Origin of the sequence: Niallia sp. Sow4_A1 (genome assembly GCF_052116745.1) — a bacterium.
Classification (GTDB): domain Bacteria; phylum Bacillota; class Bacilli; order Bacillales; family Cytobacillaceae; genus Niallia; species Niallia hominis.
The window spans coordinates 19,847-35,137 of sequence record NZ_JBQKKM010000001.1 but is presented as its reverse complement, the minus strand read 5'-3'; the positions used below and the strand labels follow the sequence as shown (position 1 = coordinate 35,137).

Here is a 15,291-nt window from a genome sequence, read left to right as displayed (position 1 = left end):
TTGTTCGCCAATTAGAAGGAATGATTAAAATTCCTTTTATATAATGAACCTATCATTTAAAGGAGTGTGGGAAAAATGGATATATTAGTCGCTTCAAAAGTGCATAAAAGTTATGGGAATAAGGCAAATCGCCAGGAAGTACTTAAAGGTGTAGACTTAAACGTCCAAAAAGGGGAATTTGTCAGTATTATGGGAGCATCGGGTTCTGGAAAGACTACGCTTCTAAATGTACTTTCTTCCATTGATCAAGCTACTGGAGGAACCATTCGCATTGTGGAGAAAGAAATTACACGTCTAAAAGAAAAGCAGTTAGCAGAATTCCGAAAAAAACATTTAGGATTTATCTTTCAAGATTATAATTTACTCGATACGTTAACCGTTAAAGAAAACATACTTTTGCCATTATCGATTACAAAGACACCAACCAAGGAAGCTCATCAACGTTTTGATACATTAGCGAAAGAACTGGGTATTTATGAAATTAAGGATAAGTATCCAAATGAAATATCAGGAGGGCAAAAGCAACGAACTTCAGCAGCAAGAGCGTTCATCCATGAGCCAAGTATTATTTTTGCTGATGAACCAACTGGAGCTCTTGATTCGAAATCAGCTTCTGATTTATTAAATAAATTAAGCCATTTGAACCAGACAAGAAGTGCAACAATCCTTATGGTTACACATGATCCAGTTGCTGCAAGCTATTGTAACAAAGTTGTTTTCATTAAAGATGGGCAAATATATACACAGCTTTATAAAGGAGATCAGGATAGACAAAGCTTTTTCCAAGATATTATCAAAACACAAGGAATTTTGGGTGGTGTGCAAAATGACCTTAAGTAATCTTGTTATACGTAATCTCAAGAAAAACATAAAATACTACTATCTTTATATTTTTGCCTTAGTATTTAGTGTTGCACTGTATTTTTCCTTTGTGACCTTACAGTATGATCCATCCATGGATGCTGCCGGAAACACAATGAAAGGTGCCGCTGCCATTAAAGCTGCCAGCGTATTATTAGTTGCTATCGTTTCGATTTTTCTCCTTTACGCCAATACGATTTTCATTAAACGTCGTGGAAAAGAAATTGGCCTGTTCCAATTGATTGGGATGACGAAAAGCAGAATCTTTCGTTTGTTAACATTGGAAAATTTTATTTTATACTTTCTATCAATTGTTATTGGTATTTTTATCGGTTTTTCTTTTTCAAAAGTAACCGTTATGATTCTATTTAAAGTAACCGGTATAACGGCCATTACAAAGCTTCACTTTTCTACTGAGGCTCTAGTGCAAACAGTCATTGTTTTTTGTGTCATATACGTTTTCATTATGTTAATGAATTATATTTTCATTAAAAGACAAACCATTCTTTCCTTATTCCGTATTACTTCTTCTACACAAGCACGAGTGAAGAAAATGTCAGTATGGGAAATAATCATTGGTATTGTTGGCATTGTCTTTATTATTAGCGGCTATTTTATCTCTTCAAAACTATTTAGTGGTTCTTTTCAAACAATGAATATGCTATTTATGGCAATGATTTCGATTCTATCCCTTGTAATAATTGGAACCTATTTGTTTTATAAGGGATCCGTTAGTTTTCTATTCAACCTTATTCGCAAAAAGAAAAATGGTTACATTAATATTAATCAAGTTCTTTCCTTATCTAGTATTATGTTTCGTATGAAATCGAACTCTATTTTATTAACGATAATCACATCTGTATCGGCGCTAGCAATAGGCTTATTATGCTTAAGCTATATATCCTACTATTCTGCTGAAAAAACAGCGAAGGAAACTGTTCCAGCAGATTTCACCTTTGCTCATTCAGAAGATGCCGAAGCATTCTCTAAGCTACTGAATAAACAAGAAATCGCTTATAAGGAAGAAAGAATTCCTGTTATTCAAGCAGATTTCAATGTAAAAGACATCTTGAACGACATTCCAGGCGAATCCACCCTAGATTCTACCAAGATGCAATTGCCTGTCATTAGCGAAGAATATGTAAAGGGTGTTAGCTTATCAAAAGAGGAAGTAGCTTTCACTAGGTATAGTTCTGCATTAGAAAAGTTTATAAACCTAAAGTCAAAAGGAACTATTTCCATTTTGGTCAATGGAAGCTCACTCTCATTAAATTATGTAGGACAAAAGGATCTATTCCTTATCCCTTATACCTTTACTAGTGGCGGACTTCCAACCGTTATTGTCGACTCATCTGTTTTTCATTTACTAGAAAAGAATATGGATGAAAGTATCCAAACACCATCTAATATATATATTGGAATTCATATTAACAAGGACCATGAAATCGCAGCTGCAAATAAACTTTATCAACAGCTATCTTTAGAAAATTCAAGTTCTATTTCACGCTATGATAGAATCCAAACCCAAAAAGAAATGATGGGTTTGACAATGTTTATCGTCGGTTTTCTTGGACTTACCTTTCTCATAACGTCTGGTTGTATTCTCTATTTTAAACAAATGGATGAAGGAGAAGAAGAAAAATATACTTATACCATTCTCCGCAAATTAGGATATACACAGAATGACTTATTAAATGGAATCAAAATAAAACAGCTATTTAACTTTGGTATCCCATTACTAGTCGGCTTGCTTCATAGTTATTTTGCTGTTCAGTCTGGCTGGTTTTTCTTCGGGACAGAATTATGGGCTCCCATGTTCATCGTAATGGGACTCTATGCAGTACTCTATTCGATATTTGGGATTCTATCTGTTGCTTTTTATAAAAAAATTATAGCCGATGCTTTGTAGTATTAGCTATGAAAGCGGAGAAAATGTTCAATAACTGGAGCAAAAAATAACCGGCTATTTTCGAAGATTTATTTTTAAATGGTTTTACTAAATACAAAAAGGAATCAAACATAACTGTCTGATTCCTTTTTATATTAGTTCGCTTCTTGACTCCAGCCAAAAAGTTGATTATCTCGCTGCTCCGATTCTAAAACCGCATGGTGAAATGCTCTAAAATCAATCGGCTGATCCTTCTTCTCAGCAATCACCCTAATATATTCACCAATCTTCACCTTATTGCTTGGAGAAACTTGGCCAAATGGTATTTCTGCTGATCTGCCGTAATAGACATTCACTGTTTTATTCGCTAATTTTACTTTCTTACTATTTATTAAATAACGTGAATTAGGAACCGTATAAACTGTCTCCCAATCACTTTCTGTCTCAAATTTAATTTTTGATAGATGTTCTCCTGCAGCTGAAATAAGAATAACATCTGGTTGTAAGTATTCGATAAGCTCATGCCATAATTTCACGCCACTAGCTTGAAGGTCTTTCTTTGCTTCTTTGCTTAAACTATCCCAAGTAGGATTCGTTGCAAGCGGTGAGCAAATATCTGTATGCAATGCCGTATTTTCTTTATTACCATAAAAGCTTGCATTTAATCCATTCAAAATCGGTTCAAAAGAAGGCTCATACCATGCTTTATATGGGTCTTTTTCAAAATACTGGTCAAGTGCAGTAATATATTGTTGATTGAATTGATAGTGATGGTCTCGTTTCATTGATTGAAACCTTTGGAAAGGGTCAGGATCAGGGAAATCGCGCCTAGACGGATTTAGACCTACAGTAATGATGCGGATAGGGGATTCAAAATACTTCTTACTATTACCAAAATACATAACTGGCATTGAAGGCTTTACAAGATACGGCCTCTCTTTCTTACTTTCATACATTTCCCAATACTTTTTAATTAATTCGGTTTGTACTGCCTGTTGAATAACAATAAAAATCATCCTTTCAATTTAGTAAAAAATATAGCAAGTCCACAAAAAAGTGGAATTCCTTCTTCTCTATTATATATTATCTTTTGTCTATTGGTAAAGAATACGTCGTGTTTTATAAAAAAATCTTTTTATGTGGAATAATTAAATATAACTATTAGAAAGGAAGCCGAAATACTTTCTAATAGCTATATATATTTTCACCACGATTTTCGTTACCTACTGCCTATTTTTCGAGAACCTTTTGAAGGCTTTCTCCTTTTTTGTTGCAATCATATCGATAAACATTGTCTTAAATTGGTCTTTTGTAATAGATGGTGTACTTGTATTTTTTTGGCTATTTTCTAATGGATAATATCGCTCCCATCGCTCTACCATTTCCTCCAGACTACATCCACTTACTGGGTGTACAGGAGGTTGAAGTTGAATTTCTGCCAGTCTTTGATCTAATGGAACAATCGATGGTGTATTTGTATGTTTATATATATGTTCTAATTTATTCTTATTAAGAAAATCAATAAAGTGATCAAAATTCTTAGCTTGTACCTTTGTAGGTGCTTGAAAGTCACTTTTCTCTATTATTCCAGACAAGGTTGTCTTGCTCGTTATTTTATTAGCCATTAACTTTGTTAGTTGATGGTACTCAGCCAATTCCCTCATTCGAGCATCCTTAGGAATAATTAAACTTGGGGTTCCTGCAATCGTTGCTGCAATATTCCCATGTAGCCTTGCTCCAAAACTCAAATCAGCTTCTTTCATAAAGTCTAACCATGTAGGTACATTTAAGAAAAATCGAACTCTATTGTTCATATATACAGGATCTGACATTTTAATTGGATATTTTTTACTTACTTCTGCTATGGATGGTGCTCCTAAATACGTTAATTTCAACTCTTTTAACCATTGTGGAATAAAATAATGGTTTGGATATTCTTCCATCCCTCTAGCAATAAAGTCTAGTACCTTCTTTTGGGAACGACGAGAAGAATTAACACAGATTTTTGACTCTTCCGTTATATGCGTGTTTCTTATATGTAATTCTCTTCCAAAGGTATACATGGAAGGACAGCCAATTACTACATGGTCAATGCCTTCACGAAAACCTAAACGGGTTAGATATTTTGCTGTAATTTCTCCACGGACACCAATTATAGATGATTTCTTTAAAACAGCTTGAACAAAATTTTTCACATCTTTATCGAACGGAAAACCTTCATTTAGCTTTGGCTCAAAAGGAGCTCTTAATCCAACGCCAATTACAATAACTGGGATTTTTAGCTTGTTGATTAATTTCGTATATCGTCTAAGGGATGGAATAAATTCATTCCGAAAGGCATCCGCTAATGGGATAACATAGCAATCATAATTTGCATTTATTTCCTCTGCTCTCTCAGGGCCATATGTATAATAATCTGGTGTAATAATCGTATCTTCTGTCATCAAAGTCCGAAACACACTGAATTGATAGATTAAGTTTCCAATATTTCCTCCAAAAGTATTATCAATCATCATTTTTGCCGCATCAAATGGTCCTAAGGGTGACATACCAGCTCTTATTAATATTTTTTTCATATTCGCTTCTTCCCCACCACATTTTTTTATCATACCTTTGTCCTACTTAGCCTGTGTTTATAAGACATGCATTTTTATATTTTTGACAGGATAGAATCCTTTTAAACCTAGCGTTTAAAGTGAATCCAAATTTAAATAAGCACCTCAATGTTTAACATGGGTGCTTATCTTTTTTACTTAAGTATTAATTCTAAAAGATTGTTGCTTCAGTTGTTTGAAGTACTTATGAAAAGGATGTCCTTTAAATAAAATCATATACGGCATCAACCTTACCTAAATACATTTGCAGCTTTCAATACTAGTTTGACAGACTTCCGATTTAATTGTCCTTCTAGCTTTTTAATTTTATTGTCTTTGTCTTTTACTTTCTTCTTCAATGCATTAATTTGTGGAGATTCCCCTGAATAGAATTTCTCCCATCTAGCAACCGTTTCTTCAATACCGCAAGCACTAATTGGTACTTCTAATGGAAGTAATGAAACGTTAGACAATCTTTCTTCCAATGGTATTCGTGCCGGGTGATTCGTTTCTTTATAAATATGATCGATTTTATTTTTATTCAGGAAATTAATATAGTTATCAAAATTCTCCGCTTGACGTTTTGTCGGCTGTTGGAAATCTACTTTATCAATTAAGTCAGATAATCTTGTTGTCTCATTAATTTCATTTGCCATCACATGTGTTAGCTGATGATATTCTGCCAACTCCCTCATCCGAGCATCTTTTGGAATAATGATGCTTGGTGTTCCAGATATAGTTGCAGTAATGTTCCCATGTAGTCTAGCTCCAAAGCTTAAATCGGCTTGACTAATAAAATCAAACCAAGTTGGCGCATTCAATGGATAACGTACTCTATTATTCGCATATGCTGCATCAGAAATCTTAACTGGATAATTGTTGCTGTCTGGCGCTATTGCTGGTGCACCTAAATGTACTAGTCTTAATTCTTTAAGCCATTGTGGAATAAAATAATGATTTGGATATTCCTGCATTCCCCTAGTAATAAAGTCGAGGACGTTTTTTGGCGATAATCGAGAAGAATTCACACAAACCATAGATTCTTTCGTAATATTTGTTTCTCTAATAGTCAATTCTCTGCCAAACGTATACATAGAAGGGCATCCAATTACAGTATGATCTACTCCTTCCTTAAAGCCCAAACCAGTCAAATACTTCGATGTAATCTCGCCTCGTAATCCAACTATATTTGATTTTTCTAAAACTGCTTTAATAAATTCTTTTACATCTTCATCAAAAGGAAACCCCTCATTTAATTTTGGTTCAAATGGAGCACGGAGCCCAACACCAATAACATAAACTGGAATCTTTAATCTTTTTATTAATTGTGTGTACTTACGTAACGTCGGAACAAATTCTTTCCGAAATGCATCTGCCAATGGAATGACATAACAGTCATATTTTTCATTAATTTCATCTGCTCTGGATGGTTCATAATCATAGTAATCTGGCGTTATGATTGTGTCCTCTGTCATTAATGTACGGAAAACACTATATTGATATATTAGGTTTCCAACATTCCCGCCAATCGAATTATTGTTTAGTATGTAAGATGCATCAAAAATATCTAGAGGTGACATGCCTGCTCTAATCAATATATTCTTCATTTTACTAACCCTTTCTATAAAACAAAATTAATAACATCATTTATTCCATTTACTACTAACCTACTTGATAAATACCTAGTAACATCATTAGCACTTTTCATTTTTTTATACAGTAGTACAACTAATATATTCAATCGTATATTTGCAAATGATAAATCTATAAAATTTCCTTCTTAATCTGTAGGATAAAATGAGAAGCTTAATTTTTTCTTAACTAAAAAATGTATTAGATCCAATTTTAAAAAACCAACCATCTTCCCTTTCCCCATATTTATTAAATCTAAACCTGAAAATTTAGCAGCAAAAAAAGAATCTGATTGTAAAAGATATCATTTTTCAACTAAGTGCACAGTTTCTCCTGTTACACTAGCTGAAATAAAGTATCTTCTAGTATCAGATCCTAAAAAAAAGAATATTTCTCTTATTTCAAATCCGCAAACTCTTTTGCAATTCTTTCAATTGCTTCTTTAATAATGGACCTTGGAGATGGGATGCAGATTCTTTGATAAGTAATTCCCTCTTCTCCAAACATACTACCATCCTCCAGCAAAACATTAGCTCGATGATAAATACGTTCATGTACTTCTTCTGGAGTAATTCCATAACCTCCAAAATCCATCCACATAATATAGGTACCTTCCGGAATCATTACTTTTACCTTTGGCATATGTTCCTCTATGTACGCCTTCACCCATTCCATTGTACCGTCAATATATTCTTTTAATTCCTCTAGCCATTCTTCTCCATCCTTATACACTGCAATAAGCGCAGAAATAGTGAAAGGAGACGCTAATTGATGTCCCATCGTTTTTTTAAATTTATTTCGTAGCTTTACATTCGGAATAATTAAATTTGTACAATGAAGTCCTGCTACATTAAATGTTTTATTGATCGCCGTACAAGTAATCAAATGGTCATTATTTTCTGCCACTTTGGCAATTGGAGTGAATTTCTGATTGCACCTTATTAAATCACCATGGATTTCATCTGCAATAATTAACACATTATTTTTCATACAAATCTCATATAAGCGAGTAAGTTCTTCTACTGAAAAAATACGCCCCGTTGGATTATGGGGATTACAAAGAATAAATAGCTTTGTTGATTCTTCCTTTGCCTTTTCTTCAAAATCAGCAAAATCTATCGTATAGTATCCTTCTTCGTCTTTAAGTAATGCGTTATTTCTTACTACCCTTCCATTTTCTTCAATTGCTGAGGTGAATGGCGGATAAACCGGACGTTGAATAATTACCCCATCTCCAGCTTCTGTAAAAGCACGAACAGCCATATTAATCGCATGAACCGTTCCTGGACTATAGACAATAGAGTCTCTCTCTATATTCCAATCATGTCTTTTTTTGAACCAGTACTGAATTGCTTCATAATATTCGTCTGGAAAAACGGAATAGCCATAGATGCGATTATCAACCGTTTTATGTAATGCATCAACTAATGCTTGTGGTACAGGCAAATCCATATCTGCTGTAAAGAGCGGAATAGTCTCCTCATCATAACGCTCTGTTAATCCCATCTCCTTAATCATCTTTCCACCATCCCATTTAACGGAATAAGTATTTCGTCGATTTACTACTTCATCAAAATTGTTAATCATAATATCCACCATCCTCTTCCTAATTTCCAAAACCGTTCGTTGTAATGAACATCTTTTCTCCTATAGTAACATGTTTATCCCTTAACTTGAAGGATATTTCAAGGATAGAATAATAGATTACTTATTTTATTTTTTCCCATCGTCAAGTATAATTTGATGAAAGATGACTTTTTAAAGGAGGCATAAAATGGTAGAGTTTTTTAAAATAATAGCTGAAATTGTCAATATTCTCCACGATATTATTATGGACGTTGCCTCTATTCTTGGCTGGCAAGCTACAGATAAAGACTTACATTTATGGATTATTGGTATCATTGGAATTATTTCATTCTTTATTGTGCAATTCATCTTTAAACGCTTAGCAGCCTGGAGCATTAAGAGCATTTCTTTTATCTATACTTTTACGCTCATCCTCGTATTAGTTTTTGCTATTGAAATTCAGCAGGGGATTACTGGACGGGGGAATATGGAGTTCGCAGATGCTGTGGCGGGTATTAACGGTTTCCTTCTTTTTTTCGGAATATATCTAGTTATCACCTTAATTTTTAAAGGAATTAAAAAGATTTTTCATAAAAAAAACAATCAATCAGACAGTAATGACAGTCCTACTGTCGAAAATAATGAACATCTTCCATCTCGTCAATCCCGATATCATAAATAAATATCTTCATAATCCTTATATCACACCACATTTAGGAAAAAGAAAGGATGCCTATGGATCACTTAAACGCTTCTAGTAAAGAAAAGTCAAAGCTTAATTACTATCTTCTTCTTATTGTCATTTTTGGCGGTTTTCTTATTTTCGGATTATCAGAAAATGTGAAAGGACCTGCCATTCCAATCATTCAAACTGATTTCCTTTTAAGTGAGTCGCAAATAGGATTTTTGCTTGCAATCAACTCCCTCGGCTATTTAATTGCCTGTACATTTACAGCTGCTTTATCAAATAGGATTGGCATTAAATGGACAGGTATTGTTGCTTTTGCATCAATGGCTGTCTCTGGCATATGTCTATATTTCTCTGAAAAATATTTTGCCCTTTCTTCTTCCTATTTCCTTTTATATATTGGAAATGGAATGCTTGAAATTGGCCTAGGGATAATGGCTGCTCGTATCTTCACAAAAAATACAGGATTTATGATGAATCTTGCACACTTTTTCTATGGTTTAAGTTCGATGGTAGCACCAATTATTGCATCTTGGATGATGAAATGGACCATCGCAGGAGGAGAATTAAGCTGGCGAGGGATGTATTTTATTGTATTGCTACTAGCCCTTCTGCCTATCATCCCTTCTTTTTTCGGAAAATTTCCAGAAGAAGAAACAAATGGCGAAGAGAATGTATCTTATCGAATTTTACTTAGGGATCCAGTTGCTTGGCTCATTGTAATGATACTTTCCTTTGGGGTAGTGTCTGAACTAGCTGTAGGAGGCTGGTTAGTTAACTTTTTAATTAAAGCGTATTCATGGAATATAGAAACAGCTTCTGGCATGCTATCAATGTTCTTCTTATTTTTTATGCTTTCAAGACTAATCTTTGGCCCGTTAACAGATAGAATCGGCTATACTCTTTCCATCATGATTTTTGCTGCTTTCTCTGGCATTTGCAGTTTTGCTGCCATTATCATTGGAGAAAAAGGGGCCATTCTGTTTGCAATCGCTGGAATTGGCATCGCTCCCATTTATCCGACTGTCATGGCATTGCTGGCAAAAAGGTATCCAAAGGGAACTGGTACAGCTATAACCTTTACAGTTACATTAATGGGAATTGCAAGTGTACTCGGAAACCTGCTGATTGGAGTCATTATAGAAGGGATAAATCGTTTGTTCCATACGAGTAATGGTGTCATTGGACAACAGGCAGGCTATGGATTTATTGCACTTCTATCCCTACTTTGCTCCATTTGCTGTGTCATTTTATTCTACTATTTACGGAAGAAGAGAGAGCTCATTTAATAACATTTTGATACATATTAATCTTTCTAAAAATAGATTTAATTGTAATGATTGTCATAGCTAGTAGTAGGAAGACAAGGCAACATCCAATGTAAAAAGAAAATTCTGGGGAATATCCAAATTGATAAAAGAAATAAATAGATATACCTATTAGCACTGTAAGAAATATCTCAAAGAGAAAAGCTATAATCATAAAGAATAAATATGGATAAATAATGCCTTTATGATCTACAAAAGTCAAAGTCATGCCATTCCAAAAATGATCTGCTAATTTAACAAATTTCAATATAGTCCTCTCCTTCTTAAATTTGCTATATATACTAAACTATGATTTCTGCTTTAAAAACATTCCTTATCCTAGAAAGGACAGTACCTCCTCTTCCTTTACGAGAGTTTTAGGTACTGTCCTTAATTTGTCACACTTACTTGAATGGACTGTCTTTAAATTGCCGATAAACTATGTTACTTTTATCACTTGCTATTTTTTAGAAGGAGTTGTATTATGGCATACAAAGATTTACATGATTTCGTCGCCGCTTTAGATCAGGAACAAGAACTAAAACGGATAAAAGTCGAGGTGGATGCAGAACTAGAAGTAACCGAGATAACCGACCAAATCTCCAAGCAAAATGGTCCTGCTCTTTTATTCGATAACGTGAAAGGATCTAAATTTCCTCTCATAATAATTGCGATGGGTTCCTATAAAAGAATGAATATGGCATTGGAAGTTGATGACTTGGACATCATCGGAAATCAAATTGGCGAATTTATCGACATGACTACCTATTTAGGGCTTATGAATAAATTCAAGGCACTTCCAAAGCTTAGTAGACTAGTTAATGTTTTTCCTTTGAAAGTCCCTAAAGGTTCTTGTCAGGATGTCGTAGAAATGGATCCTGATTTAAATACATTACCAATTTTAAAATGTTGGCCAAAGGACGGAGGGAAATTTATTACACTTCCACTTATAATGACGAAAGATCCTGAGACAGGCCAACAAAATATGGGGATGTACCGCATGCAGGTCTATGATAAAAATACAACGGGCATGCATTGGCACTTACATAAAGATGGAAGAGAAATCTATGAGAAGTATAAAAAGCTTGGCGGAAAAATGCCTGTTTTCTGTTGCTTTAGGCTGTGATCCAGCAATAACTTATGCTACCACTGCTCCCCTTCCAAAAATGATTGATGAAATGATGTTTGCAGGCTTTTTGCGTAAACGACCTGTTACACTCGTAAAAAGTAAAACAAATGATATCTATGTTCCAACAAATGCAGAATTTATTTTAGAAGGCTATGTAGATGTAAATGAAGAACTTCGTCTTGAAGGGCCTTTTGGCGATCACACTGGATAGTATTCATTAGCAGACTTCTATCCGACCTTTCATGTGAAATGTATCACACATAAAAAAGATGCCATCTACCCAACAACTATTGTAGGGAAACCACCGATGGAAGATTGTTATTTAGGAAAAGCAACAGAAAGAATTTTCCTTCCTCTAATTAAGATGCAATACCCTGAAATAGTGAACTATAACTTTCCTCTGGAAGGAGTGTTTCATAACTGTGTAATTGTTTCAATAAAGAAACGGTTTCCTGGTCATGCAGAAAAAATAATGAACTCCTTATGGGGTATTGGCCAAATGATGTATACCAAAATGATTATTGTACTAGACGAAAACATTAATCCACATGATCTTTCTACAGTTGCTTGGAAGGTCTTCAATAATATTGATGCAAAACGTGATTTAGTCATTAGCGAAGGGCCACTTGATGCATTAGATCATGCTTCCAATATGCCGCATTTAGGCTATCGACTAGGTGTCGATGCAACAAAAAAATGGTCTAGTGAAGGGCATACAAGAGAGTGGCCAGATGACATTGAAATGACTACTGAGATGAAAGAGTTTGTATCAAGGAGATGGAAAGAATATGGTCTTAACTAAAGCCCTCCATAAAGTGAAGCAATACGGCACCTTAGTTATGTTCCAGTATACGATTTTTTCTCTTTCCTTTGGTCTAGTTTCCATGATACTAGCTAGCAAACTTACAGCAAATAGCTTTTTGCCTCCTTGGAAGATTGGCTTAATCTTTCTCTCACTATTAAGTGCACGGACAGGAGCAAATGCAATTAATAGAGTAATAGATGCAGAAATAGATGCAAAAAATCCACGAACAGCATCTAGGCAGCTTCCTCAGGGAGTATTGTCAAAAAAAGAAGTTATCCTATTCTCCTGTTTCTGTTTTGTCCTAATGGTCCTTTCCGCTTTCTTTATTAATCCATTATGTGCATTACTTTCTCCAGGGCACTTATCTTTCTGGTTGCCTATTCTTACACGAAACGATTCACCTTTCTATGCCATTTCTTTCTTGGAGTGACCTGTGCCATTGCACCAATGGGAGCTTGGATTGCGGTTACCGGCGATTTAGGTGACTTTACGCCAGCGTCTGTATCTACTTGAGCAATGTTCCTAAATAAAACAGATTTTAACGAGGGAAAGTATTCAAGAGCTATTTTTGTAGATATGGAAGGAACAAAATATTACAACCTTGCTTATTACTCATAGTATAGAAGAGGCCATTTATTTAGGGACTAAAATGGTGATTATGTCTCCTTCTCCTGGAAGAATAATCACCATTTTAGATAATCCTGTTCACAAGGTTGAAAACAAACGAACATCCATCGAGTATTTACAAATCGCAACGGATATTCGAAATATCATGACAAAGGAATGGAAAAAATGAAAATCATTGATAAATGGAAGGATTTCTTATTCGGCTTTATTTCCATTATCCTTCTTTGGTATGCCGTTTCTCTCATCATCAACAAACCAATATTGCCAGCACCTATAGAGGTTCTTTCTAATATTTACTCTTTAGCATCACAAGATATTTACATTCATTTAGGCTATAGTCTTGTTTGAATTTTTGTTGGGATAGCAATTTCTGTATGTTTCGGTTTACTAGTTGGTGTATTGATGGGTCAATCTAAACAATGGAATAAGATATTAACCTAATGCAATACGAATAGAGCTAAGTATAGAAGAAAGCGAAGCAGGTAATGTGATTTCTTTAAATTCTCGCCATTTACGAGTGCCAAGACATCGAAGGATATAGTAGGTTTCTTTGGGAATATCTTTAACACTGTCACGAACAGCTATAATCATTTGGAAAACGATAATTAAAACTATCAATATGGAATGGGTTATTATATAATGGACGCTTGGATGCGCATAAATTACCTTGATATGTATAGCGGAATTATCGTCTTAAGCTTAGTAGGTTTTCTTCTTTTTGTACTTATTGATTTAATGGAAAGCACTTTTTTAAAATGGAGAAATACGAATAGTTGATGCGACAAAAGTAAAGGCGTGGAAATGGCGTGTTTAAAAGAAAGAAACACGCCTTTTGAAAAAATGCTTATTTTTCTCTTCCATACTCTTTTTTATAAATATCCCTACTTTTATAACCAGACTGAAGAATTATCTTCATTTCCGCTTTCCTTTTTTCTCTCGTTCCTTCTTGCTTTGCACTATATACATACCGCGCCCAGTCCTTGCGATACCCTGGTGTTAGGGATTGGTAGAAGGATAATAGCTCCGGCGAATCTGTTAAATCCTTTTCAATATCTGGTATTTTTTCTATGTAATCATCTACACGCTGGCTCGCTTTTGAGGAAAATGCTACTTTCTTCTTTTTTTCTTCCTCTTTTAAACCAATTACAGTAAATACATCATCTAATCCAACCATTCGCGCAAATTTTATCGTACTTTCCCCGACGTACCCTTCTGAATCTGTATTTAATCCCGAGAATAGTTCATCCCGATGAATATATGTTGAGTAGACTTTATTCCCTTTCTTTGGATACGCTAAAAAAATATAGCCTTTCTTATTTAAAGATTCTTTTCGAATAATCGTATCAACCATTTCTCGCATCTCATTCATATCTAGTACAAATCCAAATATAGCATCATATTTAGATAGTAGCTCATCATCATACTCATCCAATCCTGAAAAATAATCAGTTTCTTTTGGATTATTAAGAATCGCCATTTTTTTATATTTTTTTAAATTTAATTTTTCGACAATCGTTTTTGCCATTCTTTATCTCCTTCTTATTTATTTTAAGAACACTATAATAAACCTATTATACAATACTATCCGAGCTTACTTTCCAATGACCAATTGCAAAAATAATAGTACCTATTCCTAACCATATAGAATGTCCCCAAATGGCTGATACGAAAAAAATACAGCAAGGCAAAATTGCTAATGGAATAGGAATAAACAGAAAAGACTTTGTAAGAAAGCTGTAGTCTCGGTCATTCTTTACATACATAATCCAAAGAAGATAATACAAGAGGAGAAAAAGCAAGGATAGAATCAACCACCCATCTATTACTTTTACCGGATTAGTAGTAGTAGATAATAGAAATAGACAGCCTATTTGTCCTACCCTTTCCATAAAAGGAAAGATAAGAGGAGTGCTTCTCGTTTTAGAAGGTATATTTTTTGGTGGAAAAAAAATAATAAACAGGATATTCGGTAAAAGTAATCCAATAGCAATAACCAAACCAATAGGAGACAAGGAAAAAGACATATCTAATCCTCCTTTTTAGTAAGAACATCTTGACTTTATTATCCTTGTTTTTCCTCTCTTACACAATGAAAAAGGGAAGGGGTCTTTTTTTCTCTAAGCGGCTTTCTTGCTTATGGTTAGAGAAAATTATAAAATAGTAAAAGATATTTAAAGAGGAGTTTATCTTGGAA

At 34.3% G+C, this 15,291-nt stretch carries 16 protein-coding genes and 2 pseudogenes; 10 read left to right on the top strand and 8 right to left on the bottom strand.

Translation table 11 applies throughout. The features are described from left to right. The first annotated feature begins 75 nt into the window (after positions 1-75). Positions 76-840, top strand: coding sequence for an ABC transporter ATP-binding protein (locus ACTQ5K_RS00185; protein WP_441993136.1), 765 nt, complete (start codon positions 76-78; stop codon positions 838-840). After that, complete coding sequence (locus tag ACTQ5K_RS00180) at positions 827-2,770, top strand: FtsX-like permease family protein (RefSeq protein ID WP_441993134.1); 1,944 nt, start codon at positions 827-829, stop codon at positions 2,768-2,770. Before ACTQ5K_RS00185 ends, ACTQ5K_RS00180 begins: the two co-directional genes overlap by 14 nt. A gap of 134 nt (positions 2,771-2,904) precedes the next feature. Here ACTQ5K_RS00180 and ACTQ5K_RS00175 read toward each other — a convergent pair whose 3' ends face one another. From ACTQ5K_RS00175 to ACTQ5K_RS00160, 4 genes are all read right to left on the bottom strand, one after another. Then, on the bottom strand, positions 2,905-3,765 hold the full coding sequence (locus ACTQ5K_RS00175; RefSeq protein ID WP_031540444.1) for a hypothetical protein: 861 nt from the start codon (positions 3,763-3,765) through the stop codon (positions 2,905-2,907). A gap of 207 nt (positions 3,766-3,972) precedes the next feature. After that, entirely contained in the window at positions 3,973-5,325 is a 1,353-nt protein-coding gene (locus tag ACTQ5K_RS00170; RefSeq protein ID WP_441993275.1) for a polysaccharide pyruvyl transferase family protein, read from the bottom strand. A 269-nt stretch (positions 5,326-5,594) separates the two neighbouring features. Beyond that, positions 5,595-6,950 (bottom strand): polysaccharide pyruvyl transferase family protein, encoded by a 1,356-nt coding sequence (locus ACTQ5K_RS00165; protein ID WP_441993132.1) that lies wholly within the window; start codon positions 6,948-6,950, stop codon positions 5,595-5,597. Between the two features lie 421 nt (positions 6,951-7,371). Continuing rightward, a complete protein-coding gene (locus ACTQ5K_RS00160; RefSeq protein ID WP_441993130.1) occupies positions 7,372-8,562 on the bottom strand; it encodes a MalY/PatB family protein in 1,191 nt (396 codons plus the stop codon). 187 nt (positions 8,563-8,749) lie between these two features. On the opposite strand from ACTQ5K_RS00160, the gene ACTQ5K_RS00155 reads away from it, so the two are divergent. Next, positions 8,750-9,223, top strand: a complete 474-nt coding sequence (locus ACTQ5K_RS00155; RefSeq protein WP_251627654.1) for a hypothetical protein — start codon at positions 8,750-8,752, stop codon at positions 9,221-9,223. Positions 9,224-9,276: 53 nt separating this feature from the next. Continuing rightward, entirely contained in the window at positions 9,277-10,518 is a 1,242-nt protein-coding gene (locus ACTQ5K_RS00150; protein ID WP_251627656.1) for an MFS transporter, read from the top strand. On the opposite strand, the gene ACTQ5K_RS00145 is transcribed toward ACTQ5K_RS00150, so the two are convergent. After that, on the bottom strand, positions 10,511-10,804 hold the full coding sequence (locus ACTQ5K_RS00145; protein ID WP_251627658.1) for a hypothetical protein: 294 nt from the start codon (positions 10,802-10,804) through the stop codon (positions 10,511-10,513). The two genes, ACTQ5K_RS00150 and ACTQ5K_RS00145, sit on opposite strands and share 8 nt — an antisense overlap. 216 nt (positions 10,805-11,020) lie before the next feature. Between ACTQ5K_RS00145 and ACTQ5K_RS00140 the strand changes: the two genes are divergently transcribed. The 6 genes and pseudogenes from ACTQ5K_RS00140 to ACTQ5K_RS00115 all read left to right on the top strand — a co-directional run bounded on the left by ACTQ5K_RS00140 (position 11,021) and on the right by ACTQ5K_RS00115 (position 13,445). Then, entirely contained in the window at positions 11,021-11,662 is a 642-nt protein-coding gene (locus tag ACTQ5K_RS00140; protein WP_235252794.1) for a UbiD family decarboxylase domain-containing protein, read from the top strand. Further along, positions 11,547-11,909 (top strand): annotated as a pseudogene (locus ACTQ5K_RS00135) (UbiD family decarboxylase domain-containing protein); the annotation flags it as partial. The gene ACTQ5K_RS00140 and the pseudogene ACTQ5K_RS00135, both read left to right, overlap by 116 nt. Before the next feature lie 63 nt (positions 11,910-11,972). Further along, a complete protein-coding gene (locus ACTQ5K_RS00130; protein WP_328284038.1) occupies positions 11,973-12,467 on the top strand; it encodes a hypothetical protein in 495 nt (164 codons plus the stop codon). Continuing rightward, positions 12,454-12,983: pseudogene (locus tag ACTQ5K_RS00125) on the top strand (UbiA family prenyltransferase). Before ACTQ5K_RS00130 ends, ACTQ5K_RS00125 begins: the two are co-directional and overlap by 14 nt. A 136-nt stretch (positions 12,984-13,119) precedes the next feature. Next, entirely contained in the window at positions 13,120-13,266 is a 147-nt protein-coding gene (locus tag ACTQ5K_RS00120) for a hypothetical protein (protein ID WP_235252792.1), read from the top strand. After that, complete coding sequence (locus ACTQ5K_RS00115; protein WP_154708676.1) at positions 13,263-13,445, top strand: hypothetical protein; 183 nt, start codon at positions 13,263-13,265, stop codon at positions 13,443-13,445. Before ACTQ5K_RS00120 ends, ACTQ5K_RS00115 begins: the two co-directional genes overlap by 4 nt. Positions 13,446-13,529: 84 nt before the next feature. Here ACTQ5K_RS00115 and ACTQ5K_RS00110 read toward each other — a convergent pair whose 3' ends face one another. The 3 genes from ACTQ5K_RS00110 to ACTQ5K_RS00100 form a co-directional block, all read right to left on the bottom strand. Continuing rightward, entirely contained in the window at positions 13,530-13,730 is a 201-nt protein-coding gene (locus ACTQ5K_RS00110) for an ABC transporter permease subunit (RefSeq protein ID WP_441131979.1), read from the bottom strand. Between the two features lie 211 nt (positions 13,731-13,941). Continuing rightward, on the bottom strand, positions 13,942-14,622 hold the full coding sequence (locus ACTQ5K_RS00105; protein ID WP_251627662.1) for a YdeI/OmpD-associated family protein: 681 nt from the start codon (positions 14,620-14,622) through the stop codon (positions 13,942-13,944). A gap of 46 nt (positions 14,623-14,668) precedes the next feature. Continuing rightward, entirely contained in the window at positions 14,669-15,121 is a 453-nt protein-coding gene (locus ACTQ5K_RS00100; RefSeq protein WP_251627664.1) for a hypothetical protein, read from the bottom strand. Between the last annotated feature and the right edge of the window lie 170 nt (positions 15,122-15,291).

Coding starts and splice junctions, on each gene's coding strand:
- ACTQ5K_RS00165 (WP_441993132.1), bottom strand. CDS start 6,950: ATGAAGAATATATTGATTAGAGCAGGCATGTCACCTCTAGATATTTTT.
- ACTQ5K_RS00150 (WP_251627656.1), top strand. CDS start 9,277: ATGGATCACTTAAACGCTTCTAGTAAAGAAAAGTCAAAGCTTAATTAC.
- ACTQ5K_RS00115 (WP_154708676.1), top strand. CDS start 13,263: ATGAAAATCATTGATAAATGGAAGGATTTCTTATTCGGCTTTATTTCC.
- ACTQ5K_RS00160 (WP_441993130.1), bottom strand. CDS start 8,562: ATGATTAACAATTTTGATGAAGTAGTAAATCGACGAAATACTTATTCC.
- ACTQ5K_RS00130 (WP_328284038.1), top strand. CDS start 11,973: ATGGAAGATTGTTATTTAGGAAAAGCAACAGAAAGAATTTTCCTTCCT.
- ACTQ5K_RS00185 (WP_441993136.1), top strand. CDS start 76: ATGGATATATTAGTCGCTTCAAAAGTGCATAAAAGTTATGGGAATAAG.
- ACTQ5K_RS00120 (WP_235252792.1), top strand. CDS start 13,120: ATGGTGATTATGTCTCCTTCTCCTGGAAGAATAATCACCATTTTAGAT.
- ACTQ5K_RS00140 (WP_235252794.1), top strand. CDS start 11,021: ATGGCATACAAAGATTTACATGATTTCGTCGCCGCTTTAGATCAGGAA.
- ACTQ5K_RS00100 (WP_251627664.1), bottom strand. CDS start 15,121: ATGTCTTTTTCCTTGTCTCCTATTGGTTTGGTTATTGCTATTGGATTA.
- ACTQ5K_RS00155 (WP_251627654.1), top strand. CDS start 8,750: ATGGTAGAGTTTTTTAAAATAATAGCTGAAATTGTCAATATTCTCCAC.
- ACTQ5K_RS00180 (WP_441993134.1), top strand. CDS start 827: ATGACCTTAAGTAATCTTGTTATACGTAATCTCAAGAAAAACATAAAA.
- ACTQ5K_RS00105 (WP_251627662.1), bottom strand. CDS start 14,622: ATGGCAAAAACGATTGTCGAAAAATTAAATTTAAAAAAATATAAAAAA.
- ACTQ5K_RS00175 (WP_031540444.1), bottom strand. CDS start 3,765: ATGATTTTTATTGTTATTCAACAGGCAGTACAAACCGAATTAATTAAA.
- ACTQ5K_RS00170 (WP_441993275.1), bottom strand. CDS start 5,325: ATGAAAAAAATATTAATAAGAGCTGGTATGTCACCCTTAGGACCATTT.